Origin of the sequence: Mycobacterium sp. IS-2888 (assembly GCF_001954215.1) — a bacterium.
Taxonomy (GTDB): domain Bacteria; phylum Actinomycetota; class Actinomycetes; order Mycobacteriales; family Mycobacteriaceae; genus Mycobacterium.
This window is the reverse complement of sequence record NZ_MBET01000026.1, coordinates 65388-85076: the sequence shown is the minus strand read 5'-3', so window position 1 is coordinate 85076 and position 19689 is coordinate 65388. Positions and strand designations below refer to the sequence as shown.

The window sequence follows — 19689 nt, the reverse complement described above, 5'->3', positions numbered from 1 at the left end:
GCATGGCTTCTGTGACTTTCGAGGGGGCGACGCGGCGGTTTCCGGGCGCGGATCGGCCGGCCCTGGATGGCCTCGAGCTGGCCGTCGGCGACGGCGAGTTCGTCGTGCTGGTCGGACCATCCGGATGCGGAAAGACGACCTCGCTGCGGATGGTGGCGGGCCTGGAGACGCTGGACTCCGGGCGGATCCGGATCGGCGATCGCGACGTCACCCATGTCGATCCAAAGGATCGCGATGTCGCGATGGTTTTCCAGAATTACGCCCTCTACCCGCACATGACGGTTGCGCAGAACATGGGTTTTGCGTTGAAGATCTCCAAAACCCCCAAGGCCGAGATCCGCGAGCGGGTGTTGGCGGCGGCGAAATTGCTTGACCTGCAACCATATCTGGATCGGAAACCCAAAGACCTTTCCGGTGGGCAGCGCCAGCGGGCGGCAATGGGGCGTGCGATCGTGCGACGCCCCCAGGTATTCCTGATGGACGAGCCGCTATCCAATCTCGACGCCAAGCTGCGGGTGCAAACCCGCAACCAGATCGCCGCGCTGCAACGACGGCTCGAAACCACCACCGTGTACGTCACACACGACCAGGTCGAGGCCATGACCATGGGCGACCGAGTCGCGGTGCTGTGCGACGGCGTGCTGCAACAGTTCGCCACGCCCCGTGAGCTTTACCGCAATCCCGACAACGTCTTCGTTGCGGGATTCATCGGGTCTCCGGCGATGAACCTGTTCACCCTTCCGGTCGTGGACTCCTCGGTATCGCTGGGGGATTGGCCGATTCGGCTACCGCGCGAGATCACCGACGCCGCGGACGAGGTCGTCGTCGGGGTTCGTCCCGAACACTTCGAGCTGGGCAACCTTGGTGTCGAGATGGAGGTCGACGTGGTTGAGGAGCTCGGGGCCGACGCCTACCTGTATGGCCGAATCACGGGTTCGGGCAAGGTAATCGACCGGCCCATCGTGGCGCGCGCCGACGGGCGTCACCCGCCCGAGAAGGGTAGCCGCGTGCGCCTGCATCCGGAACCGGGGCACCTGCACTTCTTCGGCGTCGAAGGCCATCGAATCTCAGGTTGATGCCCGCGCAGAGTCACCGATCAATCGGTCAACGACGCCGGCCAAGCACGAAAAACCCGGGGCCGCAGCCAGGTCGGCCGCAACAAGCTGGCTGGCCTGCCGGTACCGCGGTTGATTAAGGACGGCGAGAATGTCGCGGCGTAGGGCACGCGGTGTGGGTCGTTCGCTTCTGATGCGCCGCCCGACGCCGGACCATGCAACGCGCGCGCCGACCTCAGGTTTGTCTTCCTTGCCGCCGGTGGCGACGATCGGCACGCCGTAGCGTAAGGCGTAGTGGACCCCTCCATAGCCGCCATTGGTCACGTACACCGCAGTGCGAGGGATCAATTCGTCGTACGGCAGGAACATCGCAGCGCGGGCGTTCGCCGGCAGCGGGGGCAGCGTGTCCAGCGGGCGACCACCCGTCGCGACTACGACGAGGACGTCATCGTCGGCAAGCGCGCGCAGCGTCGGCGCGATGGCTTGCTCGTAGTCGGTGTTGGCGGCGGTGCCTTGGGTGACGTGGATGACGGGCCGGGTTGCGTCCAAGTCAGACCACCACTCCGGTAGCGGAGCGCGCGAGCCGGTGGCGCACAGCGGGCCGGCGAAGTGAAGGGTGGGGGGTGCATCGGACCGGGGGTACTCGAAAGAGGGAACGGAAAACTGGACGAAGCCGTCGGCGCGGCGGTGCCAACCCGTAAACCCGCCCGGCATGTCTTTGCCGTGCACCTCGCTGTGCAGGTCGTTGATTATCTGGTTGCCCCCACGCAGGATTCGGCGTTGCAGAATACCCAGCGCGAAGTTGCGCTGACGGTTGAGAAAACGGGCCGGCGGCAGGCCGAAGCCGAAGGGGGCGATGTCGCGGCTCTCGATGCACAGCGGAATGACGCCACAGATGACGACCGCTGGGCGCGCGGCACGCTGGTGGCCGAGCAAGAGCGCGGCCCCGAGAAAATTCTGCTCGGCGAGCACGACGTCGGCGGGTTGCGCCGCAATGGCGGCGACGACGGTGCCGTATTGCGCCTTGGCGGGTCGGCAAAAGAAGTGTTCGATATCGAAGCCGATCGATTTGACGCCCTTCAATCGGGCGCGCTCGGGGAAGCGCTCGAAGAGGTTCCGGTCGTCGAAGTCGGCCTCTGGGGGCAGCGGCACATGGCGCGCACCTGTGGCGGCGACCTTGTCGGCGAAGCGTGAGCCCGTAACGAATCGCACGTCGTCGCCGCGCTTGACGAAGTTCTCGGCGACGGTCAGCAATGGCGTCACATGCCCGTGCGCCGGGATGCTGGCGATGATGACGGAGGACATGGCACCGCCCTTCTTCGGCTACAACCTGGTAGTATTCATTACTGTGTCACCCAAGTCAATACAGCAGCCCCGTGTGTATCGATCTGAGCTGCGTCAACAGCAGGCGCAGGCGACGCGGTCGCGGGTCGTTGCGGCCGCGGCGCAGCTGTTTACCACCGACGGTTACGCGCGAACGACCCTCGCGAAAATCGCCGCGGCGGCCGGTGTGTCGGCCGAAACCGTTCAGGCACACGGACCGAAGGCCGCCCTGCTGATCGCCGCCGTCGAGTACGCCGGACTAGGCGTGAGTGGCGAGGAAAGCATCTTCGATCTCGATATCGGCCGCAAACTGCTGGCAAGTGATGACCGCGAGGAAACGCTGGATCTCATAGTCGCTTTCGCAACGGAAACACACGAACGGAGCGCACACCTGGGTCTGGCGCTCATCGGCGGTGCGAGCACCGACCCCGAGTTGGATCGGCACCTCAACGACCTCATTGCGAGCATCAACCTGCAGATCCGGCGGGTACTGGACGTGTGCCGTGACCGCGGATGGCTTCGGGTCGACATTCCGTTCGACGAAATCGTCGAAACGGGCGCGGTGCTCTGCAGCGTTGACACCTATCTGCGGATGACCCACCGCGACGGATGGAGCGTGAAAGCCTACCGGGGATGGCTTCGCCGCATGCTGGCCGAAACCGTTTTCAGTTCGCCACAAGCAACTTGACGGTCAGTTCTGGCGCGCCGTAATGATGTTTGGCCGCAAGGCTTTCTAATATTGCCGCGTGGATCGCTACGGACCCGATGTTCTCGCCGCTCGCCGGCGCAAGCCTCGCTCGACCGAGCACCCTGCCGAGCTGGGGCTGGTCGTTGAGGATGTAGAGACCGGCTATGTCGGGGCAGTGGTCCGCGTCGAATACGGCCGCCTCGAGCTGGAGGACCGGCACGGCCACACCCGCGGATTCCCGTTGGGCCCCGGGTATCTACTCGAAGGCCGCCCGGTGATCCTCACGGCGCCACGGCGGCCGACACCCACCGCCGCGGGTAGGACGGCGTCGGGATCGGTCGCGGTGCCCGGCGTCCGGGCCCGGACCGCGCGCGCCAGCCGGATCTACGTTGAGGGGCGCCACGACGCCGAACTCATCGCACAGGTGTGGGGCGAGGACTTGCGGATCGAAGGTGTCGTCGTGGAACACCTCGGCGGGGTGGATGACCTGGTGAGCATCGTGACCGAATTCGAGCCCGGGCCGGGACGCCGGCTGGGCGTACTCGTCGACCACCTCGTGGCGGGCTCCAAGGAGGCGCGCATCGCCGATGCGGTGCGCCGCGGACCGGGTGGCCCGCACACCCTGGTCGTCGGTCATCCCTACGTCGACATTTGGCAGGCGGTGAAGCCGCAGCGGCTCGGCCTGAAGGCGTGGCCGACGGTGCCGCGGCACGTCGAGTGGAAGCACGGCGCATGCCAGGCGCTCGGCTTGCCGCATTCCAACCAGGCGGACATCGCCGGCGCGTGGCGACGCATCCGTTCGCGCGTGCGGGACTGGAACGACCTGGAGCCGGCGCTGATCAGCCGAGTCGAAGAACTCATCGACTTTGTGACGCAGCCTGCCGGCCCGTAACAGCCGGGTAAACCCCCCGCTTAACGGAGGCGGTTAGTTAGGCTACGCTAACTTGGGGCTCCCGATTGGCGGGACAGGAACCGGGTGAATGCAGGGGATATACGGCGTTTTCATAGGCACCTTCCTCATCGGCCTGCGCGAAGGTCTGGAGGCGACGCTCATCGTGAGCATCGTTGGGGCCTTCCTCAAGCGCAACGGTCAGTCGACGCGCCCGATGTTCATCGGTGTCGGCCTGGCCGTGGCGATCAGCGTCGCGGTCGGCGTCGGGTTGGATCTGGTTTCGGCAACCCTGCCGCAGGCCCAACAAGAAATGATGGAAACGGTCATCAACGCCATCGCGGTGGTGTTCGTGACCTCGATGATCATCTGGATGAACCGCAACGCCCCGCGGCTCAAGGGCGAGCTCGAGCGTGAGGCCCGTCAGGCGCTCAACAGGGGCGGCGCGCTGGCGCTGGTGGTCATGGCCTTCCTCGCCGTGCTCAAGGAGGGCTTCGAGACATCGGTGTTCCTGCTGGCGGCCGCCGAGACGTCGCACGGCAACCGGTGGTTCTCCGTGCTGGGCGGCGCGGCCGGAATCGCGGTATCGATCGCGCTCGGCGTCGGCCTCTACTTCGGTGGTTTGAAACTCAATCTCGGCCGGTTCTTCCGCGTCACCGGGGTGTTTTTGGTATTGATCGCCGCCGGGTTGGTGATGGGGGGCCTGCGCACCGCGCACGAGGCCGGCTGGGTGACCATCGGCCAGCAACAGGTGTTCGACTTCTCGGCGTGGATGCCCAGCCAATCGATGCTGGGTGCGCTGATCACCGGGGTGTTCGGGCTGCCCCCCGATCCCCGGCTGATCGAGGTGCTCGGCTGGCTGCTCTATGCGGTCCCGGTCCTCGTCGCGTTCCTGTGGCCGGCCCGGCTCGCCGCCGCGCCCCGAATCCGGCGTCGACTGTTGGCCGCCGCGTCCGCGGCCCTGTTCGTCGCCGCCGCGCTGCTGGCAATCGCGGTGCCCGCGGGTGGCTCCGCCGCCGGAACGCGGACCCGCGCCGTCACCGACCGTCTCGGTCACACCGCGAGCGTGTCGCTGCTGTCCAAACCCGGCGGCCGCTCGCTGGCAATTACGGGCGGGGACGGTCCCCGCAGCGTCGAACTCGGCGCGGCCGGTGTCCAGACCGTGGGCGGGGTCACGGTGCAGGCGTGGCAGGCGACGGTTCCCGCCGACCCCGGCCCCAGCTCCCCGACGGTCACGCTGGAGGAGTTGTCGAGTCTGACCGGTGGGCGGCTGCCCGTGGGCGTGACGCTGGCCCGCACCCCGGGCCCCTTCCAAGCGCAGTGGGCCGCCAGCACCGTGTATACGGTTCTGGCCCAAGGTGATTCGGTTGTGAGCGCCCAAGCCGCCAGCAATCGCACCGCGGTGCTCACCGGCGGCGGGCTCGCCGGCCCGAAGACCGTGAGCGTCGGCGCATTGCCCACCGATTGGTCCACGGCGAGTGCCGAAGACCAGGCGATGGCGGCGCGCATCTCGGCCGCCGCGCGTGAGCGCGACGAGCGGCAACTCTGGAGAGTCTGGCTTCCGCTGGTGCTGGGCGTATTCGCGGTGGCGTGCGCCCTGGGCGCGGTAGTTTCGGGACGCAGTGACCGCGCCGGAACCGAAGGGGAGAGGAGATCCATCGATGGTGAATCACACCGTCCGGGCACGGTGCCGGTCTCGTGAATTCTGGCTGACCGCACCGGCTTTGCTCGCCGTCGCGGCCTCGCTGTTCTTCGCGACCGCGTGTGGCCACTCGAGCGGTAGCTCGAGCCCCGCGAAACCGGGGCAACCTGGCGGCAAGAACGCGGTCAAGGTGACGATGGCCAACAATGGCGGCAAGGACGGCTGTGCGCTGGACACCACCAGCGTGCCCGCCGGGCCGGTCACCTTCACGGTGGTCAACACCGGCGCGCCGGGGATCACCGAAATGGAGTTACTCAGGGACCAGCGCATCGTGGGCGAAAAGGAAAACCTCGCTCCCGGCCTGGATCCGGTGTCGTTCACCATCACGCTGGACGGCGGCTCCTATCAGCTGTATTGCCCCGGCGCCAGCGCCGAATATCAAACCCTGACGGTGACGGGCCAAGCGCCGGCGACACCGACGGGCACGGTGGCAACCATCCTCAGCCAGGGCACCAAGGACTACGCCGCCTACATCGTCAGCCAGATCGGTCAACTCGGCGACGGCGTGAAGGCACTCGACGCCGCAGTGCAATCGGGCAACGTCGATGCCGCGAAAGCGGCGTACGCCAAGGAGCGACTGTTCTGGGAGCGATCGGAAGCCAGCGTGGAGGGCTTCGTCCTGCCGGGCTTCGCCGTCGGCGACAACGCCGGCAACCTCGACTATCTGATCGACATGCGTGAGTCGACCCCGGTCGACGCCAAAGTCGGATGGAAGGGCTTCCACGCCATCGAACGCGACCTGTGGCAGGGCGGCGCGATTAACCCGGGCACAAAGGCGTTCAGCACCGAATTGGTCGCCAACGTAAGCAAATTGAACACCACCGTCGCCACGCTCCAATACAAGCCCGAGGATTTGGCCAACGGCGCCAGCGACCTCATCGAAGAGGTGCAGAACACCAAGATCACCGGCGAGGAGGAGGCCTTCAGCCACATCGACCTGGTCGATTTTTCGGGCAACGTCGAAGGCGCTCAACAAGCCTACGCGTCGCTGCGGCCGGGTCTGGAGAAGATCGACGCCAATCTGGTCAACCAGATCGATCAGCAGTTCCAGGCGGTGCGCAACGTCTTGGATGGCTATCGCGACCCGTCCGCGTTGGGCGGCTATCGGACGTACACACCGGCGCTGCGGGCCAGCGACGCAACCAAACTCACGGCGGTGACCCAGCCGCTGCACCAGAGCTTGTCCACCGTCGCCCAAAAAGTCGTCTCGGCGGGCTGACCATGGCGGACGACGAGCAAGCCGAATCCGCCTCCGCGGCGGGCAATGACGCCGAGTCGCCGGTGGACAACAGCGGCGTATCGCGCCGGCGCATGCTGGGCGGTGCAATGCTGGCCGGGCTTACCGGCACCGCGGTGGGCGCCGTCGGGGGCGGGTTCGCCGGCTACGCGACCGCGGCCACACAGCGCGACGACGACAACGACACCGTCGACCTGCGCCGCAGCTACCGCTTCTACGGCCAGACTCACCAAGGCGGAATCGCCACGCTCCCACAGCGTTACGCGGTTTTCATGTCCTTCTCGCTGGCCGACAGCGCCAGCCGTCGAGATCTACAAAGCCTGCTGGCGCGCTGGTCGGCGGCGGCCGCGGTCCTGCAGCAGGGCAATCCCGTCGGCACCGTGCAGCCCCAGGTCGAGGTGCAGCCGCCCACCGACACCGGGGAGGCCTACGGGCTGAGCCCGGCCAGCCTCACCGTCACCGTCGGTTTGGGGCCGTCCCTGTTCGGGGAACGCTTCGGGCTCGCCGCGCGGCGCCCCGCCGTGTTCACCGACCTGCCCCCGCTCAACGGCGACAACCTCGATCCCCGCCTGCATGGGGGCGACCTGTCGGTGCAAGCCTGCGCCGACGACCCGCAGGTCTGCTACCACGCCGTGCGCAACCTGGCCCGCCTCGGGCGCAACATCGTATCGCCGTTCTGGGCGGTGCTGGGGTTCGGCCGAGCCTCGGCCGGCCCCGGCCAGCACACGCCCCGAAACCTGTTGGGATTCAAGGACGGTACCCGCAACATCACCACCCAGGCGGAGTACGACCGCTTCGTCTGGATCGACAACAGCGACCAGGCCTGGATGAACGGGGGCACCTATCAGGTCGTCCGCAAAATCCGGATGCTGATGGAGACCTGGGACGTCGACCGCGTCGGTAATCAGCAGAAGATCTTCGGCCGTACCAAAGAGGAGGGCGCGCCGCTCAGCGGCAAGGCCGAGTTCGACACGCCGAATTTCAGCGCCAAGGGCGCCGACGGCGAACCGCTCATCGACCCGCGGTCGCACATCGGTTTGGCCGCCCGGGAAAACAACGACGGCATCATGATCCGCCGGAGGTCCTACAACTACACCGACGGCCTCGACGCCAACGGCCAACTCAACGCCGGTTTGTTGTTCGTCTCCTATCAGAACGATCCACAGCATTTCGTCCGCCTGCAGAACCGTCTCGGGGCCAACGACCTACTCAACGAGTACATCCGCCACATCGGCTCGGCGATCTTCGCGGTGCCCCCCGCACCCGCAGAGGGCCACTACATAGCTCAAAGTCTGTTCAGCTGAACAACATTCACGGCTGCAGCAGGAAGTCGACGACGATCGCGGCCATGTCGTCGATGGCATCGCGCCGCACGACTTCGAAACCGTGAGTGCTCAGCGTGGGCAGGCACAGCAGCCCCGCCCGCGGTGTCAGCCCGTTAGCCTTCGCGTGCGAGGCGTCGGACATGAACGCGCCGAGCGTCGCGGACTGGGGCGCCAACCCACGGTCGGTGGCGATCTTCATCAGCCGGTCGGCGACATCCTTGTCGTACACGCACAGGGCGTCGCTGTAGGCGACGATAGGGCCACCCCTGACCGTGGTCGCATACTCCCGCTCGGTGGGCCCGACCTCCAAGGCGACCGTGAGTGTGCCAGGAAGGGTGCCGCTGGCGTACGAACCACCCACCCCGCCGATCTCTTCGTTCGTGGTGAACACGAGGTAGACGTCGTCTGCCGGTGGCTGATCGCGGTCGTGTAGTAGTCGGGCGGCGCGCAGCAGGGCGGTCACCGCGGCGCGGTCGTCGAGGAAATAGGCACCTACGTAGTCGCCGAACTCGACAAGGTCCCTCTTGCTGCGATCGACGCACACTCGGGTGCCCGCCTGTACTCCCGCGGCGGCAAGCTCCCCGGGTTCGCGTCCGGTGAAGACGTATACGTGCTGCCAGTCCAGCGCGCGGTCGCCCTGATCGGGTTTCGTTTCCCAGATCCGTGGGCTCTCTTTCGTGGTGTGCTCGGAGCCGAGCGTGAGCACCGCCGTGAGCGTCTGGTGCTCGCCGAGCACGGCGACGGGACCGAGCCCGAAGTTGCCGGGATACATCACCCCGAGCTCCGTCAGGTGCAGCGTGCCGTCCAGTTCGACCCGCTTGACAAGCATCGACAGTTCATCCATGTGCGCCATGACCCGAGTCGCGGAGCTGGGGCCGAACGTCAGGCGGTGGCGATGATCGTGGGCCGTCGGCTCCTCGCCGGCACTGGGCGACGCAGCGACATAGCCGATCAAATTTCCGGCGTCGTCGGTCCACATGTCATCAACGAGGGGTTGCAGTTCGCGGGCACAGACGGCGCGCACCGCCTCCTCCTGGCCGCACGGCCCATAGGTCCATAGCAGTTCCTGCAACAGGCCCTCGGTGGAGTCGTCGTCGCGGTGTTCCATTGGGTCCCCTTCGTGTCACGGCCACGGTATCGGCTGCGGAAGCCCTTTGTCCCGATCGTTGAGGACTAAAGCCTCACGCCCGGCACCTACTTCGGTCTATAGCGTCGCTCGTGACGAGAGGAGCACGAAATGTCCGCACCCATGAAACCGCGCGGCATCGTCGTCGCGGTCGACGGTTCACCCGCATCGAACGCCGCCGCGTGCTGGGCGGCCCGTGACGCCGCGCTGAGGAATGTTTCCCTGACGTTGGTGCATGCGGTGGTGACGCCCACCGTGAGCCGGCCGCCGGTGCCATACCCCGAGTCGTTGGCCGTGGGGCTGGAGGACGAGGGCAAAAGGGCCGTCATGCACGCGGCCAAGATCGCCGAAGATTCGATGCCCGCGGACCGCAAAGTCACGATCAACCGGGAGTTGGTGTATTCGGCCCCGATGCCTGCACTGATCAAGATGTCCGATGAGGCGGAGATGGTCGTCGTGGGCAATTCCGGGCGCGGATTGCTGGCCCGCGGCGTGCTCGGCTCGGTCAGTTCGGCCGTGGTGCGCCACGCGAATTGTCCCGTCGCGGTTATCCGCGACGAAGATCAGTTGATGCCTGACCCCCAGCACGCCCCCGTGCTGGTGGGCATCGACGGCTCGCCGGCCTCCGAACTCGCGACGGCGATCGCGTTCGACGAGGCGTCTCGCCGGGGCGTCGACCTGATGGCCCTACAGGCATGGAGCGACGTTGCCGTGTTGGACGTCGCCGGAATGGATTGGGCGAGCGTGGAAGCCGAGGCGGAACGCAGCCTCGCCGAAAACCTGGCCGGTTGGCAGGAACGCCATCCCGACGTGGCGGTGCACCGGCTGGTGGTGCGTGACCGGCCGGCGCGACAACTCGTTGAGAAGTCGGAATCCGCTCAGCTTGTGGTCGTGGGTAGCCACGGCCGCGGCGGATTGGCCGGCATGCTGGGCTCGGTCAGCAACGCAGTCCTGCATTCGGTTCGGAGGCCGTTGATCGTCGCCCGACCGTCGTGAGCGTCCATGCGCACAGCGCGGCAACGTCACGCCCGGCGCGCATGACCGTTCGGTCGGGACGGACGATGGCGGCGGTGGCATGCCCACGCCGCAGCCACGTCGCGAGCACACCGCCGGGTTGAGCGACCACGACGACGACCCCGCGCTGCCGCAGCGATGCTGCTAAGTCAGTGCCCGGCGGAGTGGACGTGATCACGGCGAAACCGGCACCAACGGCGTCGTCGAGCCGATGACCATCGGGCAGAACGGGATTCGGGCACAGCGTGCCGGCCAGCTCGCCCGGCCGGTGGCCCTTGCGCACCAGGGCGGAAGAGTGCAATGCCGGCGTGGTGGAGTCGACGACCTTTTCGCGCAGCCCCGGGACCAGCCGCAGCCGGGGCAGCACCGCGCGGCGCACCAGGTTGCCCAGCCGACCGCCGCCGGTCATCGACCGGCCGACCGTGAGCGCCAGCCGAATCATGGCCCGGGCGTGCGGTTTACGCTCCTTTTCGTAGCTGTCCAGGACGTGCGCCGCGAGCGTGCCGTTCAAAACCCCGGCGATCTTCCAGGCGAGGTTCATGGCATCCCGCAACCCCGCGCCCATGCCCTGGCCGATGAATGGGGGAGTGAGATGCGCCGCGTCGCCCAGGATGAAGATGTTCCCGCGGCGCCACCGATCGGCGATTTGGGCGCGGAAGGTGTACTCGGTGACGCGCAGCAGGGTCAGGTCGCCGTCGTCGACGTCGGCGATCCACGGCGCGATCAGCGGCCGCAATGTCTCCAGAGTGCTGAAATCGTCGGCACTTTCGCCGGCCAGCAACTGGAACTCCCAGCGGTACCGCGCCGGCCCGATGCGCATGTACGTTCCCGCGCGAACCGGGTCGCAGACTTGATGCACGCCCTCCCACTGGTGTAGGTCGGCCGCGGCGGCGACGTCGGCGACGAGCCAGCGCTGTTCGAACTTCAAATCGTGCATGACCGAGCCGATCTGCGCCCGCACCATGCTGTTGGCGCCGTCGCAGCCCAGCAGATACGCGGCGTCGACGTGGTGAACCTGCCCGTCGGAGCGGTCGGCGAACGTGACCCGCACGTACCTTCCGTTGTCCGTCACCTCGGTCACCTCGGTGTTCCCGCGCAATTGCGCGTTCGGAAAGCGCTCGAGGTTTGCCCGCAGCAGGCCCTCCAACTCCGGCTGGTCGAACATGTTGGCCTGCGGGAAGCCATTGCGGCTGCGCGACGTGTCGCGGTGGAACTCGGCGAGCACCCGGAATCGATTGTCCAGCAATCGCAGGCCCAACGTGGGCCGTGAAATCGCCGCGAACTCGTCAGCGATCCCCAAACGGGCGATGACGCGGTAGATTTCGTCATCGAGGTGCACGGCGCGGGGTTGCGGGTATACGCCGGGCCAGCGGTCCAGGACGAGGCATTCCACGCCGTATTGGGCCAGCAGCGTGGCCGCGGTGACGCCGGTCGGCCCGGCGCCGACGATGACGACCGGAACGTGCCGAATGGCCTTGTCGGTCACGCGAATCGAACAGCGCTGCGCTGCGTACCGAGGTCGATGGCGCCGTCGTCGGTGGACACGGACGCCTCGACGATGTCGCCGTGCCCCAGATATTTCGGGTTGGCGGCCTGACGTTTGAAAAACGCCTTCCACTTGATCGCGGGCGGCAACAGATTCCCGATGATCTCCACCGGCTTGGGCGGGGCGCTCAGCGCGGTGCCGACCGGGGTGCCCGTGAGGATGAGGTCGCCGGCGGCGAGCTCCTGAAACTGGGTGAGCGACTGCAGCGCTTGCAGCGGGCGATACAGCATGTCCCCGTCGACGAGCGCGTTCTGGCGCTCCTCGCCGCTGACGCTCAGGCGCAGCCGCAGCTCGCCGAACCGGCTGAGCTCGTCGGCGGTCAGCAGCACCAACTCCGGCCCGACCGGGGTGAACGTCGGATAGGACTTGGCCTCATAGAACTGCGTCTGCGGAAGCTGTATGTCGCGCGCGGAAACATCGTTGGTGACGACCAGTCCGGCGATGAAGTCGGCGAGGTTGGCTTCGGAAATTGTTGTGCCGACCGGGATTGCGCGCCTGATCACCAGCCCGATCTCCACCTCGTAGTCGAGGAGCTTCACGTGTGCCGGTTTGACGATGTCGTCGAACGGACCGTTGATCGACGCCGACGCCTTGCGAAAGAAGGTCAGCGGAACCGTCGCCGGGTCCATGCCCGCATCCTTGACATGCGACGCAAAGTTGGTCATCTGGGCCACAACTCGGCACGGTCGGGTCACCGGGGAGATCAGCTCGAGGCTGTCGACGGCGACGGTGTCCGCGCTGGCGGCGGCCGCATCGATCGCCGCGCGGTCGGCCAGCAGCTGCGCGGTCGTGGTCGCGGCGGTGTCGATTTTCACCGCGCCGTTCGGTGTTTTGCGCCACCATGCATGGCCGGTTTCAGAAACGCTGTGCAGGACGGAGACGGTCATGAGGTGGCTACCTTCAGGAGTCCGAAGAGGCGGCTGACGTCGAACTCGTTGCTGTCGCGAAGCGCGGTGATCATCGAAACCAGTTCGTGGCGGGCCGATTTGAACCCGGTCCCGAGGAAGTCTCTACTTACCGGCGGCCCCCACTGGGCCAACCCGGACGCGGTGAACGGCGCCCAACCCGGGTCGAGGGTGTTGTCGAACATGTCGCCGTCGGCGAAGTGCTCGACCAGGAAGCCATCGGGATCGCGCCAGTAGTCGAAGATCTGGCTGCCCTGAATGTGCCTGCCGATGCCCCAGGAGCGGAAATAGCCGCGCTCCCTGAGGTATTCGCCGCCGGCCGCCAGGGCGTCGAGGTCGCTGACTTGGTAGGCCGAGTGCACGTAGCGGTTGGCCGGACCCAGCGCAAGCGCCAGCGTGTGGTGATCTGCCGGTGCGGATCCCCGGTCGCAGCGAATGAAGCTCAGGGCCGGTCCGCGTCCGCGCTGGCCGGGGAAGAACAGGAAGTCGCTGACGATCATCCCCAGGTTGTCCAGATACCAGTTCAGCGTCTGGAGGTACTTGGTCGACTGCACCACCAGATGGCCCAGGCGCTGCACTCGAGCAGGCGCACGTGGGGGGCGCTGACCGGCGTTGGTGCGCTGCACGTCATGCCCGAAGTTGAACACGTGCGCCGGCTGGCCGGCGAGCTCCGGCAGTTCGTGCATGCCGGCGACGACCCGCACCGGCATGCCACTGGGATCGATGAGGTTGACCGACAGCCCGCCGAGGGTTTCCGGCAGCGCCTGCGCGGTGGCGCCGGATTTGTCGGCCAGCCGCAGCACGTCAGCCTCATCGGCGGCCCGAAACGCCGCGCCGGTGAATCGCGTCCGCTCCCCGCGGCGCACGATCACACACGGTGCTCCGGCATCGGTGCCGCGCAGCTGAACCTCGTCCGGACCGTGGTGTACGGCGTGAAAGCCGAAGGCCCGCGCGAACGCCTCGGCGCGCGTCAGGTCGGGCTTCTCGAATTCCAGCCAGGCAATATCGGCGATTTTGATCACCGGGTTGCGCGAGCGGCCGGGGTGTTCGCCGGGTAATGCGCCCTGCTCACTGTGCAGGTCCCGGTGGGCGCTTTGCGTCTGCATGATTGACCATCCCTCTAACTGACGAAATCGTCACATACGAGTCAACGTTCAGTCAAGGGTTCTGACGAAATCCTCAAAAGTGATGCATACTGCTACCCATGAGCGCGATGCCCGACGATTCCGAGTCGCCCAATCGCCTAGAGCGGCGCAAGCAACGCACCAGGACGGCGCTGGTCAAGGCCGCGCAGCGGTTGATCGCCGAGGGACGGGTCAACGTCCCGGTCTTGGAGATCACCCAGGCCGCCGACGTCGGCATGGGCTCCTTCTACAACCACTTCGACAGCAAGGAACAGCTGTTCGAGGCCGCGGTCGCCGACGTACTCGACGCCCATGGGGCGATGCTCGACCGGCTCACCGCGTCGATCGACGACCCCGCCGAGACGTTTGCCGCCAGCTTCCGGCTGACCGGGCGGCTCTTCCGTCAGCGCCCTCAGGAGAGCGAGATCTTGCTGGCCAGCGTGCCGGCGCTGTTGTCGTCGGAACGTGGTCTGGCGCCGCGGGCGTTGCGGGACATCAAAGCCGGGGTCGAGGCGGGCAGGTTCCATATCGACGACCCCGAACTGGCCCTCGCCATGGCCGGCGGCGCCCTGCTCGGGCTCGGAAAGTTGTTGCGTGACGACCCGAGTCGTGACGACGCGCGGGCCGCCGACACGGTTACCGAGAATGTGCTGCGGCTCTTCGGGTTGAGCGCCGAGGAGGCGCACGACGTGTGCCAACGCCCGCTGCCCGAGGGCACATTCGCCGAGGCCTAGGTAGCGGAATCCACTGACCGCAGCCCGACTTTCGCGGGTCGAAGCGCGACCAGGGTGACTCCGACGGCGAAGATCAGCGCGGTCACCCACGGCAGATGCCCATCGGGGGCGAAACCCTTCGCCGCGACGAATGCCAGGCCATACGCCGCCATGGCGGCACCGGCCAGCATGACCGGTTCGCCCCATCGGTCGGAAAGCGGTAGCCCGAACGTCGGGAGCGGGGCGGCGAAAAGCCGCCGGCCCCACCACAGCAGCACCAGCTCGGCGGCGGTCACCAGGCCGAGGATGACGACCCACACGAGCCTGGCCAGCCACCAGTCCGCCGTTCCTTCTGGCGGCTGCGGCAACAGTCCGGCCGGGTAGCCGACGACCGCGACGATCACGACGGGGATCATGTGCCATAGGTACAGCGCCATCACGTTGTTGTTGGCGATCGACAGCACGCGACGGACGGGGCCGGCGCGCAACGCTCGATTGAGCACGGGCGCAAGGGCCATCGCCACGCCTGTCTGTGCGCAGCCGAACGCGAGGAGCGCCACGGTGGGCGGCGTCGTATTGTCAATGGTCTGTCCGGGAACGCCGATCATGCTCACCGGGTAAAGTTTCAGCCAAATCAGAAGTGCCAGCGCGACCGCCGACCCGGCTCCGAGCGCCGCGGCGCCGCGAGTGCTCAATTGCCGGTCGTGCCAACTGATTCCGAGTTGGTACAGCGCGCCCCAAGCCAACAGGTAGTTCAGCCAGCCGACGTACGGCATGTGACCGCCGATCGATATCACGTCCACCGCCGCGATTCCCACCGCGAGCGCCGCAGGTACTCGAAGACCCCAACGGCGTTGTGCGGCAATGGCAATCGGCGTCAGCGAGACCACTATCACGTATACGGCGAGGAACCACAAATGCATGGCCACCGCCCAGCCAGCGTATTCCAGCAATGAGCCCGCGACGTGGTTGGCGTCCGCGACCACGACAATCGCCGACACCAGCGCGGCGTAGATCGCCGTCGGCCCCAGAACTCGAGCCAGCCGGTGGCGAAGCCAGATCGGGCGAGGCATACCGTCAGCGTCGTGGCGATGCGCCCAAGACACCGCGCCGGCGTAGCCGGCCGCCAGGAAGAACGTCGGGACCGCCTGGAACGGCCAGGTCAGCCACTGGGTCCACGGCATGTCGACGAGGGGGTTCTGCCGGCCGAACTGCCCGTCGTGGTAGGTCACCGATCCGGCCAGCCAGTGCCCGAGCACAATCAGGACGACGCCGGAGACCCGGTAGAAATCCACCGCCAGGTTGCGGGTGGGCCGCGCGGTGTTTGCGTGGTCCATCAGATCGCGGGAAGCTCGACGCGGTGCACAGCGCCACGGTACCCGGCCGAATGACAGGAGAACGTGTGGAACAGGCTCAGCTCGGCGACTTACAGGTCGGCCGTATCGGCTTGGGTGCGATGGGCATGTCCGCCGCCTATTCGATCGGTGGCTTTGACGACGCCGAGTCGATCCGGACCATTCACCGCGCCATCGATCTTGGCGTCACGCTGATCGACACCGCCGAGGTCTACGGCCCTTACGTCAACGAGGAACTCGTCGCACGCGGGCTGTCGGGCCGGCGAGATCAAGTTGTGCTGGCCACCAAGTTCGGCTTGATCTCGCACACGGGCCGCGACGGCCTGGACAGCAGCCCCGCCAATATCCGCATCGCCGTGGATGGTTCCCTGCAACGGCTGGGGACCGACCACATCGACCTGTACTACCAACACCGCCTCGATCGCGGTACCCCCATCGAAGACACGATCGGGGCGTTGGCCGAGCTGGTGGCCGCCGGAAAGATCCGGCACATCGGGCTTTCCGAAGTCGGCGTGAACAGCATCCGTCGCGCGCACGCCGTGCATCCCCTCACCGCCGTGCAATCCGAATACTCCCTTTGGACCCGTGACCCCGAGGAGGGGGTGCTCGACGTCCTGCGCGAACTCGGCATCGGATTCGTTGCGTACTCGCCGCTGGGCCGTGGGTTCCTCACCGGCGCGATCCGCTCCACGCAGGAGCTGCCCGACAGCGACTACCGCAAGACCAACCCCCGATTCTTCGACGAGAATTTCCAGCACAACCTCAACAGCGCCGACGAGTTGCGCGATATCAGCGCCGATGTCGGCGCCACTCCGGCTCAGGTCGCGTTGGCCTGGCTGCTCGCGAAAGGCCCTGACATCGTGCCCATCCCGGGCACTAAACGCGTGGCCCGCCTCGAGGAGAATGCCGCTGCGGACACGGTCGAGCTCACCCCCGAACAGGTGGCGAGGCTCGACCGGCTAACCCCGGCCGTCGGCGGTCATCACGCCGAGGCGCAGATGGGTTGGATCGACCGCTAGTGGGTGGCGACGAAGCGCGGACGTGCGAGTCATGTTGCGCCGCACCAGTTCTACCAAAGCGACGTTTTCGTTACGACATCAGAAAGGTATGGCAGTGGCGGACTCTCCCTCCAAACTGATCGACGCCAGAATCGAGGAACTCGGCGACTGGCGCGGCGAAACCCTCGCCCACATCAGAAAATTGATCAAGCAGGCCGATCCCGACGTGGTCGAGGAGTGGAAGTGGCGAGGCGTCCCGGTTTGGTATCACGACGGGATGATCTGCACCGGCGAGACGTACAAGAACGTCGTGAAGATGACCTTCGCCAAGGGCGCCTCGCTCCCGGATCCCGCGGGCCTCTTCAATTCCAGCCTCGACGGCAACACCCGCCGCGCCATCGACTTCCATGAGGGCGACCAGATCGACGACAAGGCGTTGACGGCACTCATCCGCGCGGCGGTAGACCTGAACAGCGCGTAGCCGGTCTGTACAGCCCCGCACCCGTGCTGTACAGTCGCTCAGCACCGATGCTCGATCGAGAGGCCTCTCCGCTGACTTCCGAGTCCGTCGAAGAATTTCGCAGCCGGGCCAGGGCCTGGCTGGCCGAGAACATGCCGCGCCTCGACCCGGGCGAGGCGGCGCTTCTCGAGCGCGACGAAGAGAAATCCTGGCAGCGCGCCCGTGAGCTGCAAAAGACCTTGTACGACGGCGGATTCGCCGGAATTTGCTTTCCCCGGGAGTATGGCGGGCTCGGACTGAGCTACCAATACAAGAAGGCATTCGACGCCGAGTCGGCGGCGTACGAGATCCCAATCCTGCTCAATGTGCCGTCGTTCGCCATTTGCTGCGCAACGATCCTCGACATGGGCAGCGAGGAACAGAAGCGCACGCACATTCACGCGGCGCTGCGAGGCGACGAGGTCCTCGTGCAGTTGCTGTCCGAACCCAGCGGCGGCTCGGACCTGGCCGGCGTCATCACCCGTGCCGAGCGGCGCGACGGCCGATGGGCCATCAACGGCGCCAAGACCTGGAGCACCTGGGCGTTCGCCGCCGACTACGCCCTGTGCCTGGCCCGAACCGATTGGGACGTACCCAAACACGACGGGCTCACGATGTTCCTGGTGCCGCTCAAACATCCTGGGATCACCATCAACCGCATCCGCCAGGTCAACGGATCGGTGGAATTCTGCGAGGAGTTTCTCGACGACGTCGATGTCGGCGACGACGCCGTCGTCGGGGAACCTGGCAAAGGCTGGGAGGTGGCGTCGCGCCAGCTTTACCACGAGCGCAGAACCATGGGCGACGGTTCGGAGTACACCACCGGGCCGGGAATCGCTGAGGCCGAAGATGTTTCGATCGACCTGATGTCGCTGGTCGACAAGACTAATCAGGGTTACAGCGAACGCGTCCGGGAGATGGTCGGCCGGGCCCTGGTCCACCGGGCTGTGCACGGTCAGCTCAGTGAGCACGTCTACCACGCCGTGGCGGATGGATCTTTGCCTGCGGCCGCCGGGTCGATCATCAGGCTCTACATGGCCGAGGTTCACAACGTCGAGACCGACACCGCCTACGCGGTCGCGGGTTCGTCGGGTGCGGTCGAGGACGAGGCTCAGCTGCTCGACGTCGGCCGGCGCTACCTGGGCCGTCAGATCGCCAGCATCGGCGGTGGCACCACCGAGATGGCGCGCAACGTGATCGGCGAGCGGGTCTTGAACTTTCCGCGCGAGTACGCAGCCGATCGCGGTGTCCCGTTCAAACAGGTGCGGCGGAGCAAAGCTTAGGAAGGCAAGCGACTGTGAGCGACCAACTTCGCGACATCCGAGAGTTGTCCAACGACGCCGATGCATACCGCGACGAGCTGTACCGCCGCTGGACCGGCCTGCTCAGCTACCGCTACATCGGGCGCAACCACTCGTCGATGAACCTCGGCGAGACCGATGACACCGTGACCATCCGCCGCGACATGCGCAACGAGGCCGGCGGCATCATGGTTGCGCCGCTTGCCATTTCGTCACCGGAGGGGTGTCAGACCGACATGGTCGCGGTGCCCAACCCGGTCATCGCGTCGGTACAGATCATCGACCCCGGTTACGACGTGACGAGAATCGAGATCGTGGGCTCCGGCATCGTCCACCAGGGCCGGACCATGGGCTACGGGCGCTGCAAGATCGTCGACGCCGACAATCCAGACCGGGTGATCGCGTTCAACGAGGGGCAGGGAGCGATCATCGGCGTACCGCCCGAAGGCCTGGACAAGATGGATGTCTCGGGGACCGAACTGGTCATCGAGGACTCGCCCGACCTACCGCCGCTATGGAAAGCCTTCGGCGCCAGCAGGCGCGACGACGGTCACTGGGTGCTGCCCGCGCTGAGCCCCGAACTCGCCTCACCGGATGCCGCCCTGCACATCGGACCCCAACACGTCGTACTCGAGACCGCGGCGACCGACCTCGCCGCCGACGCCGCCGGAACACGCAAGGTTCAGGTCATCAGCTGGCACGTCATGTTCATGTCGCGCGGCAAGGTCGGCCCGTTCCGTGTGCAGGGCACCGCACACGTCGGAGGGCCCGGGCGCATCGGCGTGCGGATGCTTCTGCACGACGAGGGTAACGCCGACAAGGCCGTCACCTCGGCCGCGGCGGTCTTCGACGTCGTCAGCTGATCCGGCCGGGCGGGGTAGTGTCCCAG

The 19689-nt window shown here is 66.6% G+C and carries 18 protein-coding genes; 12 read left to right on the top strand and 6 right to left on the bottom strand.

Annotated features, from left to right (window positions below):
• The first annotated feature begins 2 nt into the window (after positions 1–2).
• Positions 3–1076 (top strand): ABC transporter ATP-binding protein, encoded by a 1074-nt coding sequence (locus A5745_RS04910; RefSeq protein WP_076115299.1) that lies wholly within the window; start codon positions 3–5, stop codon positions 1074–1076.
• On the opposite strand, the gene A5745_RS04905 is transcribed toward A5745_RS04910, so the two are convergent.
• Positions 1068–2360 carry a glycosyltransferase gene (locus A5745_RS04905; protein ID WP_076115298.1) on the bottom strand — a complete coding sequence of 431 codons (1293 nt, stop codon included), beginning with the start codon at positions 2358–2360 and terminating at the stop codon, positions 1068–1070. The two genes, A5745_RS04910 and A5745_RS04905, sit on opposite strands and share 9 nt — an antisense overlap.
• On the opposite strand from A5745_RS04905, the gene A5745_RS04900 reads away from it, so the two are divergent.
• The 5 genes from A5745_RS04900 (at position 2335) to efeB (ending at position 8198) form a co-directional block, all read left to right on the top strand.
• Entirely contained in the window at positions 2335–3066 is a 732-nt protein-coding gene (locus A5745_RS04900) for a TetR/AcrR family transcriptional regulator (protein WP_083662726.1), read from the top strand. The genes A5745_RS04905 and A5745_RS04900 overlap by 26 nt on opposite strands.
• Before the next feature lie 58 nt (positions 3067–3124).
• The gene (locus A5745_RS04895) at positions 3125–3958 is read left to right on the top strand and encodes a DUF3097 domain-containing protein (protein WP_076115297.1); all 834 of its coding nucleotides are present in this window, start codon (positions 3125–3127) and stop codon (positions 3956–3958) included.
• Between the two features lie 88 nt (positions 3959–4046).
• Positions 4047–5657 (top strand): iron uptake transporter permease EfeU, encoded by a 1611-nt coding sequence (efeU, locus tag A5745_RS04890; protein WP_076115296.1) that lies wholly within the window; start codon positions 4047–4049, stop codon positions 5655–5657.
• Between the two features lie 43 nt (positions 5658–5700).
• Positions 5701–6876, top strand: a complete 1176-nt coding sequence (gene efeO, locus A5745_RS04885; RefSeq protein WP_175879762.1) for an iron uptake system protein EfeO — start codon at positions 5701–5703, stop codon at positions 6874–6876.
• A gap of 2 nt (positions 6877–6878) precedes the next feature.
• On the top strand, positions 6879–8198 hold the full coding sequence (gene efeB, locus A5745_RS04880; protein WP_076115295.1) for an iron uptake transporter deferrochelatase/peroxidase subunit: 1320 nt from the start codon (positions 6879–6881) through the stop codon (positions 8196–8198).
• Positions 8199–8205: 7 nt separating this feature from the next.
• Here efeB and A5745_RS04875 read toward each other — a convergent pair whose 3' ends face one another.
• Positions 8206–9327: a peptidase M42 gene (locus A5745_RS04875; RefSeq protein WP_076115294.1), complete on the bottom strand. Its 1122-nt coding sequence runs from the start codon at positions 9325–9327 to the stop codon at positions 8206–8208.
• A gap of 129 nt (positions 9328–9456) precedes the next feature.
• Between A5745_RS04875 and A5745_RS04870 the strand changes: the two genes are divergently transcribed.
• Positions 9457–10341, top strand: a complete 885-nt coding sequence (locus A5745_RS04870; protein WP_076115293.1) for a universal stress protein — start codon at positions 9457–9459, stop codon at positions 10339–10341.
• Here the strand turns inward: A5745_RS04870 and A5745_RS04865 are convergent.
• Genes A5745_RS04865 through A5745_RS04855 form a run of 3 tightly spaced genes read right to left on the bottom strand, consistent with a single transcriptional unit; the run spans position 10283 to position 13916 of the window.
• Positions 10283–11845, bottom strand: coding sequence for a bifunctional 3-(3-hydroxy-phenyl)propionate/3-hydroxycinnamic acid hydroxylase (locus A5745_RS04865; protein ID WP_076115292.1), 1563 nt, complete (start codon positions 11843–11845; stop codon positions 10283–10285). The genes A5745_RS04870 and A5745_RS04865 overlap by 59 nt on opposite strands.
• Positions 11842–12792, bottom strand: a complete 951-nt coding sequence (locus A5745_RS04860; RefSeq protein WP_076115291.1) for a fumarylacetoacetate hydrolase family protein — start codon at positions 12790–12792, stop codon at positions 11842–11844. The genes A5745_RS04865 and A5745_RS04860 overlap by 4 nt, the downstream gene beginning before the upstream one ends.
• Positions 12789–13916: a VOC family protein gene (locus A5745_RS04855; RefSeq protein WP_076115290.1), complete on the bottom strand. Its 1128-nt coding sequence runs from the start codon at positions 13914–13916 to the stop codon at positions 12789–12791. Before A5745_RS04855 ends, A5745_RS04860 begins: the two co-directional genes overlap by 4 nt.
• A gap of 98 nt (positions 13917–14014) precedes the next feature.
• On the opposite strand from A5745_RS04855, the gene A5745_RS04850 reads away from it, so the two are divergent.
• Positions 14015–14668, top strand: a complete 654-nt coding sequence (locus tag A5745_RS04850) for a TetR/AcrR family transcriptional regulator (RefSeq protein ID WP_076058614.1) — start codon at positions 14015–14017, stop codon at positions 14666–14668.
• Here A5745_RS04850 and A5745_RS04845 read toward each other — a convergent pair.
• Positions 14665–15984: an acyltransferase gene (locus tag A5745_RS04845; RefSeq protein ID WP_076115289.1), complete on the bottom strand. Its 1320-nt coding sequence runs from the start codon at positions 15982–15984 to the stop codon at positions 14665–14667. The two genes, A5745_RS04850 and A5745_RS04845, sit on opposite strands and share 4 nt — an antisense overlap.
• 65 nt (positions 15985–16049) lie before the next feature.
• Here A5745_RS04845 and A5745_RS04840 point away from each other — a divergent pair, with 65 nt between their 5' ends.
• The 4 genes from A5745_RS04840 to A5745_RS04825 all read left to right on the top strand — a co-directional run bounded on the left by A5745_RS04840 (position 16050) and on the right by A5745_RS04825 (position 19663).
• On the top strand, positions 16050–17021 hold the full coding sequence (locus A5745_RS04840) for an aldo/keto reductase (RefSeq protein WP_076115288.1): 972 nt from the start codon (positions 16050–16052) through the stop codon (positions 17019–17021).
• Between the two features lie 88 nt (positions 17022–17109).
• On the top strand, positions 17110–17481 hold the full coding sequence (locus A5745_RS04835) for a DUF1801 domain-containing protein (RefSeq protein ID WP_205866283.1): 372 nt from the start codon (positions 17110–17112) through the stop codon (positions 17479–17481).
• A gap of 71 nt (positions 17482–17552) precedes the next feature.
• Positions 17553–18782 (top strand): acyl-CoA dehydrogenase family protein, encoded by a 1230-nt coding sequence (locus A5745_RS04830; protein ID WP_076115359.1) that lies wholly within the window; start codon positions 17553–17555, stop codon positions 18780–18782.
• Positions 18783–18796: 14 nt separating this feature from the next.
• Positions 18797–19663, top strand: coding sequence for a hypothetical protein (locus tag A5745_RS04825; RefSeq protein ID WP_076115287.1), 867 nt, complete (start codon positions 18797–18799; stop codon positions 19661–19663).
• Positions 19664–19689: the final 26 nt, after the last annotated feature.